The sequence below is a fragment of the Clostridioides sp. ZZV15-6383 genome (assembly GCF_020657735.1).
Lineage (GTDB): Bacteria > Bacillota > Clostridia > Peptostreptococcales > Peptostreptococcaceae > Clostridioides > Clostridioides difficile_D.
This window is the reverse complement of sequence record NZ_JAGWCV010000001.1, coordinates 45,282-62,771: the sequence shown is the minus strand read 5'-3', so window position 1 is coordinate 62,771 and position 17,490 is coordinate 45,282. Positions and strand designations below refer to the sequence as shown.

Sequence of the window (17,490 nt, the reverse complement as noted above, 5' to 3'; positions counted from 1 at the left end):
ATTAGATGGTAATATTAGCTGTGTTTGAATAAAAAATGAATCTAATAAACTATTAAGCTATAACATATGACAATCGATTTTTTATTTTTAATCATCTCCATTTTTTATATAAAGAAACGTTTACATAATTGAAGTTGACAATTATTTACAACATAGTGTAGTATTATATTATCAAAATATAATGAAGTGAAGTAGGGGATAAAAATGGTAACTATTAAAGATATTGCAAGGAATCTAGGTATCAGTTATTCAACCGTTTCTAGGTGCTTAAACAATAATCCTAATGTATCTGAAAAAACAAAAAAGAAAGTAGTAGAAGAGGCAAATAGGCTAGGGTTCCATTTTAATGTAAATGCAAGAAATTTAGCAAAAAAAGAAACCAACAGAATAGGGGTAATCTTTTCAAATAATTTTAATCACCAAGATACTAGAAAATTTTTTAGTGATATAATGGACAGTTCTATAAATTCTATTGAGACTAATAAATACGATTTTATAATACAACCTAATAATAATATTAGTGGGGATAGTAATGTATATAAAATGGTAAATGGACAAATGGTTGACGGATTAGTAATTGTGTCTCAATCAATAAAAAAAGAAGAGTATGACTTTTTAAAAGACAATAATTTTCCACATGTATTTATATATTTTAAACCATCTTTTATAGGGGAAGTAGACAATTTCTTTTGGGACGATAATGTATATGGAGGCTATATAGCTACTAAACATTTAATTGACCATGGTCATAAAGATATAATAACAGTAACCTCAGATGATAAGAGTTCAAAAATGCATGAAGATAGAACTAAGGGATATTTGAATGCTATGGAAGAGGCAAATTTAAATACTGAAGTTATTAAATCTAAAATGGATTTTGAATCTCAAGTTGAATTTTTAGAAAAATATATTGATAAAATAAAAAAAGCTTCAGCTATATTTGTACAACAAGATGTACCAGCGATTTCTATAATACAAGAGTTAAAAACTACTTATGGTACAAATGTACCAGAAGATATTTCTATAATAGGGTATAATAATATTGAATTAATATCATACTTTAGGTCACATTTATCAACAATAGATGACCCAAGAGAACAAGTTATAAAAAATGGAGTAGATAGTTTGGTAAATATAATAAATAAAAAGAGCACAGAACATATTCCAAGAAAACTATATCCAAGATTAATAATACGAAATAGTGTTAAAAGAATAAAATAGCAAGTTTTTAGGTGTAGAAACTGTATTAAAGATATTATAGTTTCTACGGAGTAATCTAGAAAATAATATAAATCAAAATAAAAAGGAGTAAGTGTATGTCAGTACATTGTACTACTTTATTTATTGAAAAAATCTTTATAAAATGAATAAATAATTTTATCCAATGGTTCAAAATTTATTATCTAAATAATATAAATCAATAAACTGCTTGCATTTTATATCATGAATCTACAGAATATTCTTTTGATTAATAACTAAAAGTATATAAAAATGATGAATAAATATATATTATACATTATTAATGATAGGTTATATAATAAAATCACTAACAATTATATTATAAGAAAATTATAAAAATTACAAGGAGGTATAGAAACGAAAGAAAAAGTAGGGATTAGAAACGCCATAATAGCATCTTTTATAATTACAACAGAATTAATTGGTCCTATTTCATTTAAAGTTATGGGAATTAATGTAACTTTACTTAATATATTATGGGCTATATTTATAGGGATGGCCGTTTCTCCTCATTTATTAGGGAGAGTTATACCAGCCTTAAAAAAGTTTATAAGGGATAATGAAATAAATGTGTCTCCATATTTGTTATCTTTAACACTATATCCATTAGGAATAATGTTTGGAATCAATGCAGGACCTAAAGTTGAAAAATTAAAGAGGAAATAAAGTCATTATCTGAAGAGAAAAAGGCATCATTATTATAGGTACAAGCTCTGCTGTTGCAGCTGGTGGTGAAGAAGGTAGAGTAGCACTTATAAAAGCAATTAAGGTGCTAGCAATGTGTGGAGTAGATGTTTTGTATAGTAAATAATATATAATTTTAAAATGTATTAAGAAAGGAAATTAGATTAGACATGATATTAAAACAAGTAATAGAGGTTTATGACATTTTAGATAAAGCAACTGCTAATGGAGAAGAAGTAAAAACTTATTTACAAGGTTATGGGGAGGTAGATATAACTGTAAAAGAATTGTCCTCAAGTAAGGGTTCAACAGATTTAGTCAAGCTTACAATTCCTGGCAAGAATGGAAAATCAAAAGGTGGAGATGCTCCTACTCTTGGTATTTTAGGTAGACTAGGAGGTATTGGAGCAAGACCAGAAGTAATAGGTTTTGTTTCAGATGGTGATGGAGCATTGGTAGCAATTGCAATTGCTGCTAAACTTTTAGATATGCAACAAAAAGGAGATGTATTAGATGGTGATGTTGTAATTTCAACTCATATTTGTCCAGATGCTCCAACTAAAGAACATTATCCTACACCTTTTATGGATTCTCCAATTGATATGATGACTATGAATGAAAATGAAGTTGATAATAGCTGTGATGCAATACTTTCTATAGATACTACTAAAGGAAATAGAATAATCAACAATAGAGGATTTGCAATATCGCCAACTGTTAAAGAAGGCTACATATTAAGAACTAGTGACGACCTTTTGGATATTATGCAGACTGTAACTGGAAAATCTCCATTTGTATTCCCTTTATCAATTCAAGATATAACACCATATGGAAATAATCTGTATCACTTAAATAGTATTTTACAGCCAGCAGTTGCTATAGATGCACCAGTAGTAGGAGTAGCGATTACTACAGAGATGCCTGTAGCTGGATGTGCTACAGGTGCAACTAATTTTAGTGACTTAGATTCAGCTGGTAGATTTGCAATTGAAGTTGCCAAGCTATTTGGTAGAAATAAGTGCAACTTCTATGATAAAGAAGAGTGGGAAGAGCTTATTAAAAGATATGGAAAATTAAATAGATTTCAGACATTTGGTATACAGTAGTTAGAAAAATATTAAGTTTATATAATTTTGTGATACAACTATCTATAATATATAAACAACTAGGAATAAAATATTTAGTTAAAAACTTTAAAAATAAAATATTTATTTGTTTATATAAGAAAGGAGGATTCTGTTTATCAGGATTCTCTTTTTTACGAAAACAAATAATATGATGTAATTACAAAAAAAGAAGTGTCTCATAAATGATTTTTAAAAATCACTTTGAGACAACTTCTTATATTTTTATTTAAATTTCGATTTTTGTTAAGCTAAGGTGTTGGAGTTTCAACAGCATCAGGAGGTGGAGAGGCACCACCGTTGTTATTACCACCATTATCAGGAGGTGGAGAGGCACCACCGTTGTTATTGCCACCATTATCAGGAGGTGGAGAGGCACCACCATTGTTGTTGCCACCATTATCAGGAGTATTAGTAGAGCCACCACCATTATTGTTGTTACCACCATTGTCAGGAGGAGTGGAACCACCACCATTATTACCTGAATTATTGTTGTTGTTATTTTCTTCTTGTTGATTATTATCTGGTTTTTTTGTATCTTCAGATGATGGTTGAGCACTTACTCTAGTAGGAGCAGTACCTTCAATAAATGCTGCTTTAGAGCCAGAAGATTGCTTTCCTCCATCTTCCAAATTAATTTTTGTAAAATATACATTTTTAGGAACTTCAAATTCAGTAACCGTCAAATTAGCATGTATTTTTTCCATAATTTTTTTCCATAACTTTGCAGTAGTAGTACTTCCACGTGATACTTCTCTACGTTTTATAGTATTACCAGAATCATCTTTTCTACCAGCGTCATCTCCAATATAAGTTGCACCAACATAATAAGGAGTGTAACCAACAAACCAAGCATCATATGCACTATTTGTAGTACCTGTTTTACCTGCTACAGGCATTCCATTTGGAAGTGTTGCGACACCACCAGTACCTTCAGTAATTACACTTTCTAACATATCTGTAACAACATACGCTACTTCAGGTTCTACAACTTTATGTTCTTCAGGAGCGTTTTTAACTAATAATTGACCATCAAAAGTAGTTATAGTAGTAAAGATAGAAGGTTCTACATAAACACCTTGATTTGCCAATGTACCGTAAGCAGCAGCCATTTGAAGTGGAGTAATACCATTCGCCATACCACCTAGTGTCAATGATGGGAATTTTCTATCACTTGCTTCAGATGAACCTGAGTGATTATTTTTTAAAGTTGTTATACCAAAGTTCTTTAAGTAATCCATCATTATATCTACACATTCATCATAAGAATCTCCAAGCATTTCAGCAGTCTTGACAGCTATTGTGTTTGAAGATTTAGCAAGTGCTCTACGTAAACTCATAGAACCATGACCAGCAGTAGTAGTTCTTGGATTCCATTTATTATTTTCTTCAAACTTATACCCTCCTCTAGAATCACTTAGAGCAGTTGATTGTGTGATTTTTAAAGTATCAATAGCTGGTGTATATATTGCTAGAGGTTTTATAGAAGAACCCGGCTGATGAGGGTTAGTAGCACGATTTAAAGTTTTTCTACCGCTTATATTTCTTCCTCCAGCTAGTGCTCTTATTTCGCCGTTTTTATAATCTAAGATTACCATTGCAGCTTGTGGTTGACTAACTCCATCAGAGCCGACCATATGTCCTGGGAAATTGCTGTTTCTATCAAATTCTTCTTCTAAAGCATCTTGCATTTTAGGGTCTATAGTTGTATTTACAATTAAACCACCATTATAGAATAAGTTTTGAGCTTCATCATTTGTATGTCCTTGTTCCATTAAAGCATTTATAACTTCACTTTCGATAAGGTCTTCTACAGATGAAGAAACTTTATCTGATGATTTAGGCAATTTTATTTCTATTTTAGCTTTGATTGCTTCATCATATTCACTTTGTTTTATATATTTCAATTCTAACATTTTCTTTAAAACAATTTCTTGTCTTTTCTTAGCTTCAGGGTTACTTACAGCCTTTCTAATAACTAATGTGCCTGCTTTTAGTTGTCTATAAGTATCATTAGATATAAGCTCCCAAGACTTTATTTTTTCAATCATATCAAAATCTACTTGAGTAGGGTCATCTAACTTATCATCAGATGTGTTAACAAAAAATAATAATTTGTTTTCTAAATCACTCTTAGTTTCGTTTCCATCTAATTTAGAAGTTTTATATGCTGAAAATCTTGATGGATTTTTAGTTGAACCAGCAAGAAGTGCTGACTCAGCTAGAGTAAGGTCAGATGCAGACTTATCAAAATAACCACGTGCACCAGCCTCGGCACCTGCTAAACCTCTACCAACGAAGAAGTTATTTAAATAAGTTTCCAGTATTTTATCTTTACTTACTGTTTTACTCATCTCATGTGCATAGTAAATATCCTTTATTTTACGAGGTATAGTTTGTTGTTCAGTTGTTAACAACATTTTGGATACCTGCATAGGAATAGTACTACCACCTTGTTTAGTACCTGTGAGAGTCTTTAATACTGACCTAAATAAACCTTTAATGTCGACACCTTTATGTTCATAAAAACGTTCATCTTCTATTGCAATTACAGCATGTTGAAGATGAGGGGAAATCTTATCTAATGGAACAGGAGTCTTTTTATTTACACTTGGAGCTGTAGATAATGTTTTTCCATTAGCGTATTTAATTGTAGTTGTTTGGTTTGTCTGCTTATCCAGCACAGCTTCTGTAACTGGATTGACATCTCTTAGTGATGCAAATACTAGACCAGCAGTACCTGCTGTACCAACAACTAGTAAAACTAAAAATACTATCCCAAATACTCTTAGTTTTCTAAATTTATCGCTTTTTTTAGATTTTTTCTTATTTTTTGTTGAATGAGTCTTGTTAGCTGAAGCTCTATTAATTGGTTTATTTGTATTACCAGAGGAGCTAACTTTTTTTCTTCTGATTTTATTTCCATTTTTATCATTATCGTTATTCATAAGATTTTAACCTCCTTACTTAATGCAATATTATAACACAAATAGGAGTAATTTTGTAATTAATAGAAAAAATGAATTTGCTATAATATTCTGTACATTGTAGATATGTATAAACATAATGTATTAAAAAGTCTATATTTTTATTTTATTTATTTTTGACAAATACTATAAAAATTATGCCAAAGCTACATATAAATAAATAGGAGGGGATAATTTTGAATAGAATAGTAGATAGAAAAACGAAAAATGAATTTAGAAAAATTATAGCTATTTTTTTGGTAATTCTTTTCTTGTCTGTATTTATAGGCAGTTTTATATATATAGATAAAACTTTAAGACCAACAATAACAGTTTTAGCAGAAACTAAAGCTCTTGAGCTAGCAAATAGGTCCATAAATAAAGCTGTTGCTGAGATGGTAGAAGGAAAAATAAATTATGAAGATTTAATGGATATACAGCTTGATAATAATGGTAAAATAACTATGATACAAGCAAATACTATAATGATGAATGAGATTGCATCTGCAATAGCTTTAGAAATACAAGATGAATTAAAAAAGGATAAGACAGCAAGTTCTTACATACCTATAGGAACAGCGTTAGGAAGTCCTATATTAGCTAAATACGGTCCTAAACTTGAAGTATCTATTGAACCTATAGGAACAGTATCAGTAAACTTTAAAACGGAATTTGAGTCGTCAGGTATAAATCAAACAAGACATAGAATATATCTAGAAGCTCAAACACAAGTTAAGGTAGTAATACCACTTATAACTTCAACAAAACAGATTAAAGCTCAAATACCTATTTGTGAAACTATAATAGTAGGTGATGTTCCAGAAAGTTATGTAAATATACCAGAAAAAAATCTAGGAAATGTTTTACCTAACACTGGAAAGAATACTAATAAGTAATATAAAGTTGTATATTTTTAAATAAATTCAAAATAGCAGTTTATAAATAAAAATTTTGGAAATAATATTAATATAAATTTGAATAAAAAATTATATTTTATACTATGTAAAATATCTAATATATTTGGTCTGTAGGCTAAATAAGAGTACCTTTAGACCAAATATATTATTAATCATTTATTAACATCCTAAAAGTGATTTGTTTATATTATTTACAACATCCATTTAATAAATACACCATAACCTACAGCTGGGTCATTTTCAATAGCATGAGATACTGCTCCGATTATTTTATTATCCTGAACTATTGGAGTACCACTCATACCTTGTACAATACCACCAGTCTGAGTTAAAAGTTTTTTATCTGTAATTTTAATTTTAAAACTTTTACTTTCTGGATGTTTTTGATTTTCTATATCTATAATTTCAATATTATACTTTTTACATTCATTAAAGTTGTCTTGTAGAATTATTTGAGCTTTTCCTAATTTAACTTCATCTAAAGATGCTACTTTATATTTTTTTAAATTAGAAATATCAAAGTTATTAATTTGACCTCTTATTCCAAAATCAGTATTTTCTGTAAAACTACCAATAATATTTTCTCGTTTTGCATTTATACATCCCACACTACCTTTATAAGACTTTTCTATATTAAGATGTTTAGTTGTAGAAATTGAACCTGTTTTAATCGGTATCTTTCTAGCATTACCAACACTTATTGGATGACCTACTGCACCAAACTCTGATGTCTCTGGATTAATATATGTTAAAGTAGCAAATCCAGAAAGTAAGTTGTTAAAGCTAATTTTTTCTAATATGTGTTTAGTAGTTTTCATTGTTATAAGTTGACCACCTCTATTTAATAAAATAGATACTGGTTTTTCTTCTGGTAAAGCATTTAAAGTATTGGCGAAGTCACTATATCCATCAACTTCAGCATTATTTACTTTGACTATAGCATCACCTAATCTAAACGGAGATGCTTCTCCAGGATTTCTAACAATAATGTTTTTTAGTTCTGCATCAATTTGAAGTACATTTCCGATTGGTATTAAATATTCAGGTTCATTTTTTTGTAAATTTTGTGCATAAATTAAATTATTTGAGAAAAAATATAATAAAAATAAAAAGGTTAGAACAATTGTAAATTTAGACTTAGCTAAGTTAATTCTTTTATTTAAAGCTTTATCTTTAAAATGAAAATTTTTAAGTTGCATAAAACACCTCTTTCTTATTAAATTATTTTAATAATAGAATTGAAGTTTTCTTGCTGCTTCTATATTATGTTGTGCAAGAATTAGTTTTTAATGCTTGGAAAACTGACTCAATAACACCTTAGTTTTCATAAAAATAAATAAAATAAAGAGTGTATATGATAAAATAGATACATATTCATATAAATAAAAATAAATAATGGCTGTCTATCATTAGAAAGGAGCAAAAAATGAAAAAATATAGATTGTTAGTTACTTGTATAATTGCCATGGGAATCATAATTATAGGAACATCAAATCCAGTTAGTAATTTTTACAAGACTACAAATTTGATTAGTTCAGGAAATATTACAAATGAAAAATCAGATAAAGATTCAAACAAAAATACTAAAGATAAAGATGAAAACAAATCTAATTCGAAAAGCAATAAAGATAAGTCATCAGAAGAAAAATCATCAGATAATAAAAATGAAACTCAAAAAAATAAAAAACTTTTAATTTGTATAGACCCAGGGCATCAAGGAAAGGGAGATAGCAATTTAGAACCAGTAGCTCCAGGTTCTTCCTCTAAAAAAGCGAGAGTATCTTCAGGAACAGAGGGTATTGCTACAAAAAAACCAGAATACGTTTTAAACTTGGAAGCATCTCTTGTTTTAAAAAGTATATTAGAAGCTAAAGGTTATAATGTAATAATGACTAGAGAGACACATGATGTAAATATAAGTAACTCAGAAAGAGCGATACTTGCTAATGATAAAAACGCAGATATGGTTGTAAGAATACATGCAGATAGTTTAAATAATTCTTCAAAGACTGGTGCATCCATATTAATTCCTGAAAAAGATGGAAAATATACAGCTCCTATATATGAAGAGAGTAATAAATGTGCTGAATTTATTAAACAAAATATGGAACAAGCTGGAATACAAATTAATGGAATCGTTCAAAGAGGCGACTTGACTGGATTTAACTGGTCAAAAGTACCAGCTGTGTTAGTAGAAATGGGATTTATGAGTAACTACAATGAAGACCAAATGATGTCAAATCCAGAGTATCAAAGAAAAATGATGCAATGTGTAGCAGATGGATTAGATGAGTATTTTAAATAGAGTATAAATAGAGAAAAAGTTAGGTTGGTATTATTTTCCTAATTTTTATCTCTATTTTTTATTGTACATAAGATAAAGATAAAGATTATTTTAGATTAAATTGTCGTAAATATAACTAAAAATATTGGTAATACTTGATTTAAGTTTAAAAAGAATATATTATAGTATAGAATGTGTAAAATTTTTTTGAGAGGTGTTAAAATGCTAGTAGTAGAAAACGTAAGTCACGGATTTGGTGCAAGAACAATATTAGAAAATGTATCTTTTAGACTTAGAAAAGGTGAACATATTGCACTAGTTGGCGCTAATGGAGAAGGAAAATCGAGTTTTTTAAATATAATAACAAAAAAGCTTATGCCAGATGCTGGAAATATAAAGTGGTCTTCAAGAGCTACAGTAGGTTACTTAGACCAACATACAGTACTAAGTAAAGGTAAAAGTATAAGAGAAGTGCTTAGAGAAGCTTTTAAGCATATGTTTGACCTAGAGCAAGAAATGATTGCTATGTACGACAAAATGGGAGAAGCTAATGATGATGAGATGAGTAAGCTTCTTGAAGAAACAGCAGAAATACAAACTATACTTGAAAATAGCGGTTTTTATATGATAGATGCAAAGATACAAGAAGTTGCAAATGGTCTTGGTCTTGGAGAAATTGGTCTTGATAAAGATGTAACTGACTTAAGTGGAGGACAGAGAACGAAAGTACTTCTTACTAAACTTCTACTTGAAAATCCAACTATTCTTATATTAGACGAGCCTACAAACTATTTAGATGAAGAACATATAACGTGGCTTACTAAGTATCTTCAAGAGTATGAGAATAGTTTTGTCTTAGTTTCTCATGATATTGAATTTATAAACAATACTTGTAATGTAATATATCATATGGAAAATGGAGAACTAAATAGATATAAAGGAAACTATGATGAATTTGTAAGACTTAATGATATAAAGAAACGTCAAGAAGAACAAGCCTATGATAAGCAAGTTGAAGAAAGAAAGAGACTAGAGGATTTTGTAGCTAGAAATAAAGCTAGAGTAGCAACTAGAGGAATGGCTAACAGTAGACAAAAGCAACTTGATAAGATGGAAATATTAGAAAGACCAAAAGAAAAAATAAAGCCTACTTTTGCTTTTAAAGATGCTAGAGCAGCAAGTAAAATAATTTTTGAAACAGAAGATTTAATTTTAGGCTATGATGAGGCACTTACAAAGCCACTCAATTTCCACTTAGAAAGAGGAAAGAAGATTGCATTAAAAGGAATGAATGGTATTGGAAAATCTACTCTATTAAAAACTTTACTTGGAATAATAAAACCATTTGAAGGAAGTGTTAAATTAGGTGACTATTTGGAAGTTGGATATTTTGAACAAGAGAGTTCAAGAGAAAATAGCAATACACCTATGGACGAGATTTGGAGTGAATTTCCAGGGCTTTCAAACTTTGAGGTTAGACAAGCTCTTGCAAAATGTGGACTTACAAATGAACACATAACTAGTCAAATGAGAGTGCTAAGTGGTGGAGAAGCTGCAAAGGTTAGACTTTGTAAAGTAATGCTAAAAAATATAAATTTCTTAGTACTAGATGAGCCTACAAATCACTTAGATGTTGAAGCAAAAGACGAATTGAAGAAAGCCATAAAAGAATTTAAGGGAACAGTTCTTTTGGTATGTCATGAACCAGAATTCTATTCAGACATTGTTGATGATGTATGGAATATAGAAGATTTTACAACTAAAATAGTGTAGTGATTTAATTTATTACTGGGGGGATTTCATGAAAAAGTTTCTAAATATACTTTTTTCAGTTTGTATTAGCATTGTTATAATAGTAGGTGCTATTAATTTTACTGTTGGATTTAAACAACTTTATTATTTTGACATTGATTATTTAAATATATCAGAGTTATCTGGTTTATCTAAAGATGATATAAAATTGAACTACGATTATCTAATTGATTATAATTTAAATAAAAATGTGTCTGAGTTCGAGTTACCAACATTAAAATCTTCTCCAGAAGGAAAGATACATTTTGAAGAAGTGAGAAATATATTTCAAAATATCAATAAATTAGCTAAATTATTAATGGTAGTTTCTTTAGTAGGAATTATATTGAGTGTAAAAAATAAAAATAGAAAAATATTGAAAACTACATCAATAACACTTATAATTATGCCATTAGTATTAGCAGTTCCAATTTTATTGAATTTTGAAAAGTCATTTATTATTTTTCATAAACTATTATTTAGAAACGATTATTGGATATTTAATCCTGATTTAGACCCAGTTATAAATATGTTGCCAGAAGAATTCTTTTTTCATGCTGGTGTGATGATTTTAATGTTGATTTTATTAGTAAGCATATTGCTTCTTATAATGTATAAGTTACGCAAATCGTCTAAAATAAAAACAAGATAGATTAAATGTATACAATAAAAATAGCTATGTAATAATATTTAGACTAAAAGTAGTTAATAAATATTTATGCATAGCTATTTCTAATGAAAAATTATTTTTTACTAGTAATTTTAACTAAATCTTGAAATTTTCCCATAATATAATTATAATTATCTTTTTTATGAGGTAGCATGCAACTACTGCAATCCTTGATACCTTTATCTGTATACTTGAAGTTTCCACCACAGTTTTCTCCTAAAGCATACAATGGACAATAGCAAAATAAACAGTTAAATTCCTCTGGTTTATTAGTTTTATGACAAGGGAAAAATTCACAATTTTTGTGATTAAAAAACTTATAATTTTCGCCCATATTTTCCTCCTAATTAAATAAAATTTAAATCTTTTATACTATATAAGATTTTGGTGATAATATAATTATACTAAATAATTTTATGAATAGTCGATAATATAGTATTATTAATCATAGTATTAATGGTATAATTAGTCAACGGAAAAATAATGTAAAAAGAATGTAAGTGTATTTTGTAATTAGAATATGCTTTATAACAAAAAATGAGGTGATTAAGTGAAAGAAATTCAAGAAAAAGCACTTCTTGTAGGTCTGAATTTGACTACAATAGTGAAAAAAAGTGATGATATAGACACTAATGAATCCATGGAAGAATTAAAAGAATTAACAAAAGCTGCTGGTGCAGAGGTTGTGGGTAGCTTAATTCAAAATAAACATTCTGTAGATGCAGCTTATTATATAGGAAAAGGTAAGGTAGAAGAAATAAGAGCATATAGTGACTCATTAGATGCCACTTTAGTAATTTTTAATGATGAATTATCTGGTGCTCAAATTAGAAATATAGAGAATGTTGTTGGAAGGAAAGTAATAGATAGAACTACTTTGATTTTAGATATATTTGCTCAAAGGGCACTTAGTAAAGAAGGTAAATTGCAAGTTGAATTAGCACAATTAAAATACAGATTACCACGACTTTATGGAATGGGTGGTGAGATGAGTAGAACCGGTGCAGGGATTGGTACTAGGGGTCCTGGTGAACAAAAACTAGAGATAGACAAAAGACATATACTTAATAAAGCAGCAGACATAAGACGTGAACTTAAAGAAGTAAAAAAGAATAGAGAAACACAGAGGGTTAAGCGTTTAAAATCAAATATACCAATTGTAGCTCTTGTTGGGTATACAAATGCAGGAAAATCTACCCTACTAAACGAATTAATAAAGACACACAAGGATTATGAACAAGAAAAAGAAGTTTTTGTAAAAGATATGCTTTTTGCAACTTTAGATGTAACTTTAAGAAAAGCTCTTTTGCCAAATAAAAAAGAATTTTTAGTAGTAGATACTGTTGGATTTGTAAGTAAACTTCCCCACGATTTAGTAGAAGCATTTAAAGCGACATTGGAAGAAGTACAGTATGCAGATTTAATCTTGCATGTAATTGATGCCACAAATACTAGCTATGAATTGCAAAAAAGTACGACTGAAGGTGTATTAAAAGAACTTGGTGTAAACGATAAAAAACATATACTTGTATATAATAAAGTGGATAAGCTAGAACTGGATATATATCCTAAAAGTCAAGAAGATATTGTGTATATTTCTGCAAAACAAGGCATAAATATGGATAAGCTATTAAATATGATAGAAATTGCTTTAATGGAAAATACTTATTCAGTAAGCTTGATGTTACCTTATGAGAGAGGTGATATATTTAGTAGAATAAAAGATAAATATAATGTGGAGAATTTTGAGTATGGGGAAAATGGTATAACACTAGATGTAAACTTAGATGAAGAAGATTTTAATATCTATAGAGAGTACATACTAGAAAAATAGGTTGAATATGGATATAAATTGGGAAAACATAGATAATCTTGAAGATTATTTTATAACCTATCTTCTTTATAAAGAATCTAAAACGGTATCTCAAATTAGTAAAATTAGAAATATCTCAAGTACTGAAGCAAGTGAACAACTTATACAAGCAAAATTAAAAATAAAGGAAATGCAAAAAGCTGATTTTGAGGCATCTAAGGATATTTTAGATAAATTTTTAGAATTAGATAAAATTAAGAGACTTGATTTTATGGATAGCTTAGATGACGAAAAAATGGTATACTTTAAGAGAAAGGTTTTCAAAAGAATCCTTGTGGAAAAAAATGCTGAAGATTTAATTGTTTTAATTTGGGCGACAGGTGAGCTAAAAGATGATAGATTCTTAAAGTTGCTTCATCAGCTCACAAACCACAGACACTCAGATATTAGAAGAATAACTTATTCAGCAATCAGAAAGATTGAATCACCAAGTAGTAGAGAAATCTTGCAAAAAGGTCTCTACGATAAAAATGCACAAACTAGACAGTATTGTGCAAAAGCTCTTTCAAAATTGGGAGATGAAAATAGCCTAAAGATTTTACAGCAGTTAAAAGACAAGAATAAGAATTTTGAAAAAGAGTATGTGCTTAGAGCTTATGACGAAGCCATTAAAGCATTGGAAAATGCAAAAAATTTGAAAAAGTAATTTTTTATTAAAGTAATTTGTTTACTTAATGATGTATTTCTAGAGTTTAACAAGGTAATAAATAAATTAATGGGAGGGGTTTCAAATGATAGTAAGACGTTGTGCAGGTGGAGTAGTGTTTTATGCTAATAAAGTACTTATTGTAAAAAATGATAGAGGTGAATGGACACTTCCAAAAGGAAAGATACTTGGAGGAGGACTTCCATATGAGAGTGCTGTTCAAAGAGTTAAAGTAGAAACTGGCATAGATGCTAAAATGATAGATGTGGCTGGCGATACTATGTATGAATTTTTCTCAAGAAGTAGACAACAAGAAGTTTGTAATGCAATAATGTGGTATGTTATGGAAGCTTGTAACACTGACTGTGTACTTGCTCCTGAATTCCAAGAAGGTGGATTTTACAAAGTAAAGGATGCTTTAGAAATGTTGTCACATCATAAAGAGCAAGCTTTAGTAGAAGTATCTTATAAAAAGTTTAAGGAATTAAAGAAATTAGTTTCAGAGGGCGATGATGTTCCAGCAAATTAATTGTGAATTTAGAGAATTCTGAGGAAGGGATAGCCCCTTCCTTTTTTAATTAAAGCAGTTTTAAACGTAAATTATGTAGTCTGTTTAAATTATGATTTATCAATTTAGAACTTTAGCAATTTATATTTAAAATCAGTAAGTTATATTTAAAATAAAAATTAAAAAGTATACAATTTTAGTATATAATTGTCTTATGATGTTGATTAAAGAACTGTTAAAAGTCTATATATTTTTTTATAGAATAATTTTATAAATAAATATATATTTGATGTGTATATTAGCAAATGATTAAAATTGGAGGAATTATAATGAGCAATTACAGGACTTTACATGAATTTGGAACAGATGAAATAACGATTGAAAAATCTGTTTTTATTGGATATGCTAAGCCTATAAAGAGTGAGGAGGAAGCATTAGAATTTATAAATGAAATAAAGAAAAAACATAAAGATGCAACTCATAATGTATGGGCTTATACAGTAGGACAAAATATGAATATACAAAGATATAGTGATGATGGAGAGCCACAAGGAACGGCAGGTATACCTACACTAGAGGTTATAAAAAAAGAAGATTTGAGAGATGTAGCAGTTGTTGTTACTAGGTATTTTGGAGGAACAAAATTAGGTGCAGGTGGTTTAGTTAGAGCTTATACAAAAGGTGCTAAACTTGGACTTGAAGCAGGTAAGATAATTTATAAGGTAATGTATCAAGAAGTTAAGGTTAAGATAGACTATACTCAACTTGGAAAAGTACAAAATGAGTTAATGAATTTGGGGTATTTTATAAAAGATACTGTATATGAAGATAATGTTGAGATAATAGTATATTCAAAGTTAGAGGATGTAGAAAAATTGTCAGAAAAAATGATTGATATAACAAGTGGAACAGGAAAAATAGTTTTGGGAGAAGAATTTTATTTGTCTGAACAAAATGGAGAAATTTTACTGTAATCTAAAAAGTATTAGAATAGTTAATACTCTTAAATAACCAATTAGTATTTTTAAATGAAAAGCCATTAAATTGCTTTAATCTAAATCAATTTAATGGCTTTTTATCAGATTTTGCACAGAATCCTTTTTTTACTTCAAATAAACCAACTAAAAGTAAAAATACCCCAAATATTTTTTTTAATATATCTGAAGACAGATAATTAGCTAATAGTGAACCAAATACAGCTCCTAAAACTCCAAACACAGCTATAGGTATGACCAATTTAAAAACTACATTTTTATTTTTTATATGTATAGCCAGCGCTATAAGTGTCATAGGTATAGATGAAAGTAGATTTACACTTTGTGCTATTTTGGTATCTATACCAGCAAGTAAAACGAGTGCAGGTATAAGAATCGTTCCTCCACCCATTCCCATTCCTCCAATAATTCCTGCAAAAAATCCAATTAGAGTAAATAACATTAAAACACCATCCTTAATGCTGCAATTATCATGATTATTCCAAAAGAAATTCTAAGAAACTTTCCAGTAACTTTATTTAGTAATTTAGCTCCTATAATACCACCAAGAATACTTCCAACTGCAACCTTAATTGTCAAATTAATGTCGTAAGTACCTTTAGATACATATAAAACAGAACTTGCTGTCGTTAAGAAAATTATTATAGAAAGAGCAGTTGCATGAGATTTATGTTCTTCTACCTTAACGATATCATTTAATATTGGAACTAAAAGAGTACCTCCTCCAGAACCAAACACTCCATTTATAAATCCTGTAAAAACTCCAATTATCGTATTTTTTAAGTTAAAATCAAAATATTTTTTCTTTAAATCATCAGTTTTTTTCATAAAAATCACCTTCTGAAATAGTTTTACCAAAACAGGCAAATTATATTTATATAAAATAAGATTAAATATAATCTTTCATCTTTGTTTAATTTTGAATAAAAAAAAACATATTAAAACAACATATTAATATATGGTATAATATATTAAAACAAAGTAGCAAATTTGAGAGGAGATAACAATGTCAAATATAAAAATACAAATAGACAAAACTGTAGAATGGCTTATAAATAAGGTTAATGAGGCAAATGCAAAAGGATTAATTGTTGGTGTATCTGGAGGAATTGATTCAGCAGTAGTTGCTAATTTAATTAAAAAGGCATTTCCAGAAAACTCTATGGGAGTTATAATGAGCATAAAAAGTAATCCTCAAGATAGAGAAGATGCACTTAAGGTTATAGAGGGATGTGATATAGAATACCTTGATTTAGACCTTATAGAACCACAAAGTGCTATATTAGACATGGTAGTAGGAAATTTAAAAGATAAACATTTATATAGAGAAGAATATTTAAAAATGACAGATGCAAATTTAAGAGCAAGAGTAAGAATGAGTACTATTTATACAATTGCTAACAATCTAGGATATCTAGTTGTTGGTACAGACAATGCTGCAGAAATACACACAGGATATTTTACTAAATTTGGTGATGGTGGAGTTGATATTTTACCAATTGCAAATTTAACTAAAGGAGAAGTGTATGAATGGGCAAAAGAACTTGGTGTTCATGAAGATTTAATAAATAAAGCTCCTTCAGCAGGTCTTTGGGAAGGACAAACAGATGAAAATGAAATGGGGACTACTTACAATATGATAGATGCTGTGTTAGAAGGTAGATTAGATGAAGTTCCTCAAAGAGACCAAGAGATAATAGAAAGGCTTCATAGATTAAGTGAACACAAAAGAAAAACGCCTGCACAACCTCCTAAGTTCTAATTTACTATTTATAAGATTTGTGATAAAATTT

The 17,490-nt window shown here is 28.9% G+C and carries 17 protein-coding genes; 12 read left to right on the top strand and 5 right to left on the bottom strand.

Annotated elements, in window-relative coordinates; translation table 11 throughout:
• Positions 1-204: 204 nt before the first annotated feature.
• From KGF42_RS00285 to KGF42_RS00275, 3 genes are all read left to right on the top strand, one after another.
• Entirely contained in the window at positions 205-1,221 is a 1,017-nt protein-coding gene (locus KGF42_RS00285; RefSeq protein ID WP_227825497.1) for a LacI family DNA-binding transcriptional regulator, read from the top strand.
• 369 nt (positions 1,222-1,590) lie between these two features.
• Positions 1,591-1,905 carry a DUF3100 domain-containing protein gene (locus KGF42_RS00280; protein ID WP_308463843.1) on the top strand — a complete coding sequence of 105 codons (315 nt, stop codon included), beginning with the start codon at positions 1,591-1,593 and terminating at the stop codon, positions 1,903-1,905.
• 188 nt (positions 1,906-2,093) lie between these two features.
• Entirely contained in the window at positions 2,094-3,029 is a 936-nt protein-coding gene (locus KGF42_RS00275) for a DUF1177 domain-containing protein (RefSeq protein ID WP_227823514.1), read from the top strand.
• Positions 3,030-3,298: 269 nt separating this feature from the next.
• On the opposite strand, the gene KGF42_RS00270 is transcribed toward KGF42_RS00275, so the two are convergent.
• Entirely contained in the window at positions 3,299-5,995 is a 2,697-nt protein-coding gene (locus tag KGF42_RS00270) for a transglycosylase domain-containing protein (RefSeq protein WP_227825496.1), read from the bottom strand.
• Between the two features lie 215 nt (positions 5,996-6,210).
• On the opposite strand from KGF42_RS00270, the gene yunB reads away from it, so the two are divergent.
• Positions 6,211-6,909, top strand: coding sequence for a sporulation protein YunB (yunB, locus tag KGF42_RS00265; RefSeq protein ID WP_003418439.1), 699 nt, complete (start codon positions 6,211-6,213; stop codon positions 6,907-6,909).
• Positions 6,910-7,121: 212 nt separating this feature from the next.
• Here yunB and KGF42_RS00260 read toward each other — a convergent pair whose 3' ends face one another.
• The gene (locus tag KGF42_RS00260) at positions 7,122-8,129 is read right to left on the bottom strand and encodes a SpoIVB peptidase S55 domain-containing protein (RefSeq protein WP_227821570.1); all 1,008 of its coding nucleotides are present in this window, start codon (positions 8,127-8,129) and stop codon (positions 7,122-7,124) included.
• Between the two features lie 227 nt (positions 8,130-8,356).
• Here KGF42_RS00260 and KGF42_RS00255 point away from each other — a divergent pair, with 227 nt between their 5' ends.
• The 3 genes from KGF42_RS00255 to KGF42_RS00245 all read left to right on the top strand — a co-directional run bounded on the left by KGF42_RS00255 (position 8,357) and on the right by KGF42_RS00245 (position 11,657).
• Complete coding sequence (locus tag KGF42_RS00255; RefSeq protein ID WP_227821569.1) at positions 8,357-9,235, top strand: N-acetylmuramoyl-L-alanine amidase; 879 nt, start codon at positions 8,357-8,359, stop codon at positions 9,233-9,235.
• Positions 9,236-9,436: 201 nt separating this feature from the next.
• Positions 9,437-10,987 (top strand): ABC-F family ATP-binding cassette domain-containing protein, encoded by a 1,551-nt coding sequence (locus KGF42_RS00250; protein ID WP_227821568.1) that lies wholly within the window; start codon positions 9,437-9,439, stop codon positions 10,985-10,987.
• 28 nt (positions 10,988-11,015) lie between these two features.
• A complete protein-coding gene (locus tag KGF42_RS00245; protein WP_227825495.1) occupies positions 11,016-11,657 on the top strand; it encodes a TIGR01906 family membrane protein in 642 nt (213 codons plus the stop codon).
• Positions 11,658-11,748: 91 nt separating this feature from the next.
• Here the strand turns inward: KGF42_RS00245 and KGF42_RS00240 are convergent, their stop codons facing one another.
• Positions 11,749-12,009 carry a cysteine-rich small domain-containing protein gene (locus KGF42_RS00240; protein WP_227821566.1) on the bottom strand — a complete coding sequence of 87 codons (261 nt, stop codon included), beginning with the start codon at positions 12,007-12,009 and terminating at the stop codon, positions 11,749-11,751.
• A 216-nt stretch (positions 12,010-12,225) separates the two neighbouring features.
• On the opposite strand from KGF42_RS00240, the gene hflX reads away from it, so the two are divergent.
• From hflX to KGF42_RS00220, 4 genes are all read left to right on the top strand, one after another.
• A complete protein-coding gene (gene hflX / locus KGF42_RS00235; RefSeq protein WP_227821565.1) occupies positions 12,226-13,509 on the top strand; it encodes a GTPase HflX in 1,284 nt (427 codons plus the stop codon).
• A gap of 7 nt (positions 13,510-13,516) precedes the next feature.
• On the top strand, positions 13,517-14,194 hold the full coding sequence (locus KGF42_RS00230; protein WP_227821564.1) for a HEAT repeat domain-containing protein: 678 nt from the start codon (positions 13,517-13,519) through the stop codon (positions 14,192-14,194).
• Between the two features lie 85 nt (positions 14,195-14,279).
• Positions 14,280-14,723 (top strand): NUDIX domain-containing protein, encoded by a 444-nt coding sequence (locus KGF42_RS00225; RefSeq protein ID WP_003437525.1) that lies wholly within the window; start codon positions 14,280-14,282, stop codon positions 14,721-14,723.
• A 308-nt stretch (positions 14,724-15,031) separates the two neighbouring features.
• The gene (locus KGF42_RS00220) at positions 15,032-15,676 is read left to right on the top strand and encodes a YigZ family protein (protein WP_107595144.1); all 645 of its coding nucleotides are present in this window, start codon (positions 15,032-15,034) and stop codon (positions 15,674-15,676) included.
• A gap of 85 nt (positions 15,677-15,761) precedes the next feature.
• Here KGF42_RS00220 and KGF42_RS00215 read toward each other — a convergent pair whose 3' ends face one another.
• Positions 15,762-16,139, bottom strand: a complete 378-nt coding sequence (locus KGF42_RS00215) for a sulfite exporter TauE/SafE family protein (RefSeq protein WP_227825494.1) — start codon at positions 16,137-16,139, stop codon at positions 15,762-15,764.
• The gene (locus KGF42_RS00210) at positions 16,139-16,525 is read right to left on the bottom strand and encodes a sulfite exporter TauE/SafE family protein (RefSeq protein ID WP_227821561.1); all 387 of its coding nucleotides are present in this window, start codon (positions 16,523-16,525) and stop codon (positions 16,139-16,141) included. Before KGF42_RS00210 ends, KGF42_RS00215 begins: the two co-directional genes overlap by 1 nt.
• Positions 16,526-16,703: 178 nt before the next feature.
• Between KGF42_RS00210 and nadE the strand changes: the two genes are divergently transcribed.
• Positions 16,704-17,459 carry an NAD(+) synthase gene (gene nadE / locus KGF42_RS00205; protein WP_054272730.1) on the top strand — a complete coding sequence of 252 codons (756 nt, stop codon included), beginning with the start codon at positions 16,704-16,706 and terminating at the stop codon, positions 17,457-17,459.
• Positions 17,460-17,490: the final 31 nt, after the last annotated feature.

Bases quoted from the DNA above. Each gene is read 5' to 3' on its own strand.
- KGF42_RS00285 (WP_227825497.1), top strand. From the start codon at position 205: ATGGTAACTATTAAAGATATTGCAAGGAATCTAGGTATCAGTTATTCA.
- KGF42_RS00275 (WP_227823514.1), top strand. From the start codon at position 2,094: ATGATATTAAAACAAGTAATAGAGGTTTATGACATTTTAGATAAAGCA.
- KGF42_RS00270 (WP_227825496.1), bottom strand. From the start codon at position 5,995: ATGAATAACGATAATGATAAAAATGGAAATAAAATCAGAAGAAAAAAA.
- KGF42_RS00260 (WP_227821570.1), bottom strand. From the start codon at position 8,129: ATGCAACTTAAAAATTTTCATTTTAAAGATAAAGCTTTAAATAAAAGA.
- KGF42_RS00255 (WP_227821569.1), top strand. From the start codon at position 8,357: ATGAAAAAATATAGATTGTTAGTTACTTGTATAATTGCCATGGGAATC.
- KGF42_RS00250 (WP_227821568.1), top strand. From the start codon at position 9,437: ATGCTAGTAGTAGAAAACGTAAGTCACGGATTTGGTGCAAGAACAATA.
- KGF42_RS00245 (WP_227825495.1), top strand. From the start codon at position 11,016: ATGAAAAAGTTTCTAAATATACTTTTTTCAGTTTGTATTAGCATTGTT.
- KGF42_RS00240 (WP_227821566.1), bottom strand. From the start codon at position 12,009: ATGGGCGAAAATTATAAGTTTTTTAATCACAAAAATTGTGAATTTTTC.
- KGF42_RS00230 (WP_227821564.1), top strand. From the start codon at position 13,517: ATGGATATAAATTGGGAAAACATAGATAATCTTGAAGATTATTTTATA.
- KGF42_RS00225 (WP_003437525.1), top strand. From the start codon at position 14,280: ATGATAGTAAGACGTTGTGCAGGTGGAGTAGTGTTTTATGCTAATAAA.
- KGF42_RS00220 (WP_107595144.1), top strand. From the start codon at position 15,032: ATGAGCAATTACAGGACTTTACATGAATTTGGAACAGATGAAATAACG.
- KGF42_RS00215 (WP_227825494.1), bottom strand. From the start codon at position 16,139: ATGTTATTTACTCTAATTGGATTTTTTGCAGGAATTATTGGAGGAATG.
- KGF42_RS00210 (WP_227821561.1), bottom strand. From the start codon at position 16,525: ATGAAAAAAACTGATGATTTAAAGAAAAAATATTTTGATTTTAACTTA.
- nadE (WP_054272730.1), top strand. From the start codon at position 16,704: ATGTCAAATATAAAAATACAAATAGACAAAACTGTAGAATGGCTTATA.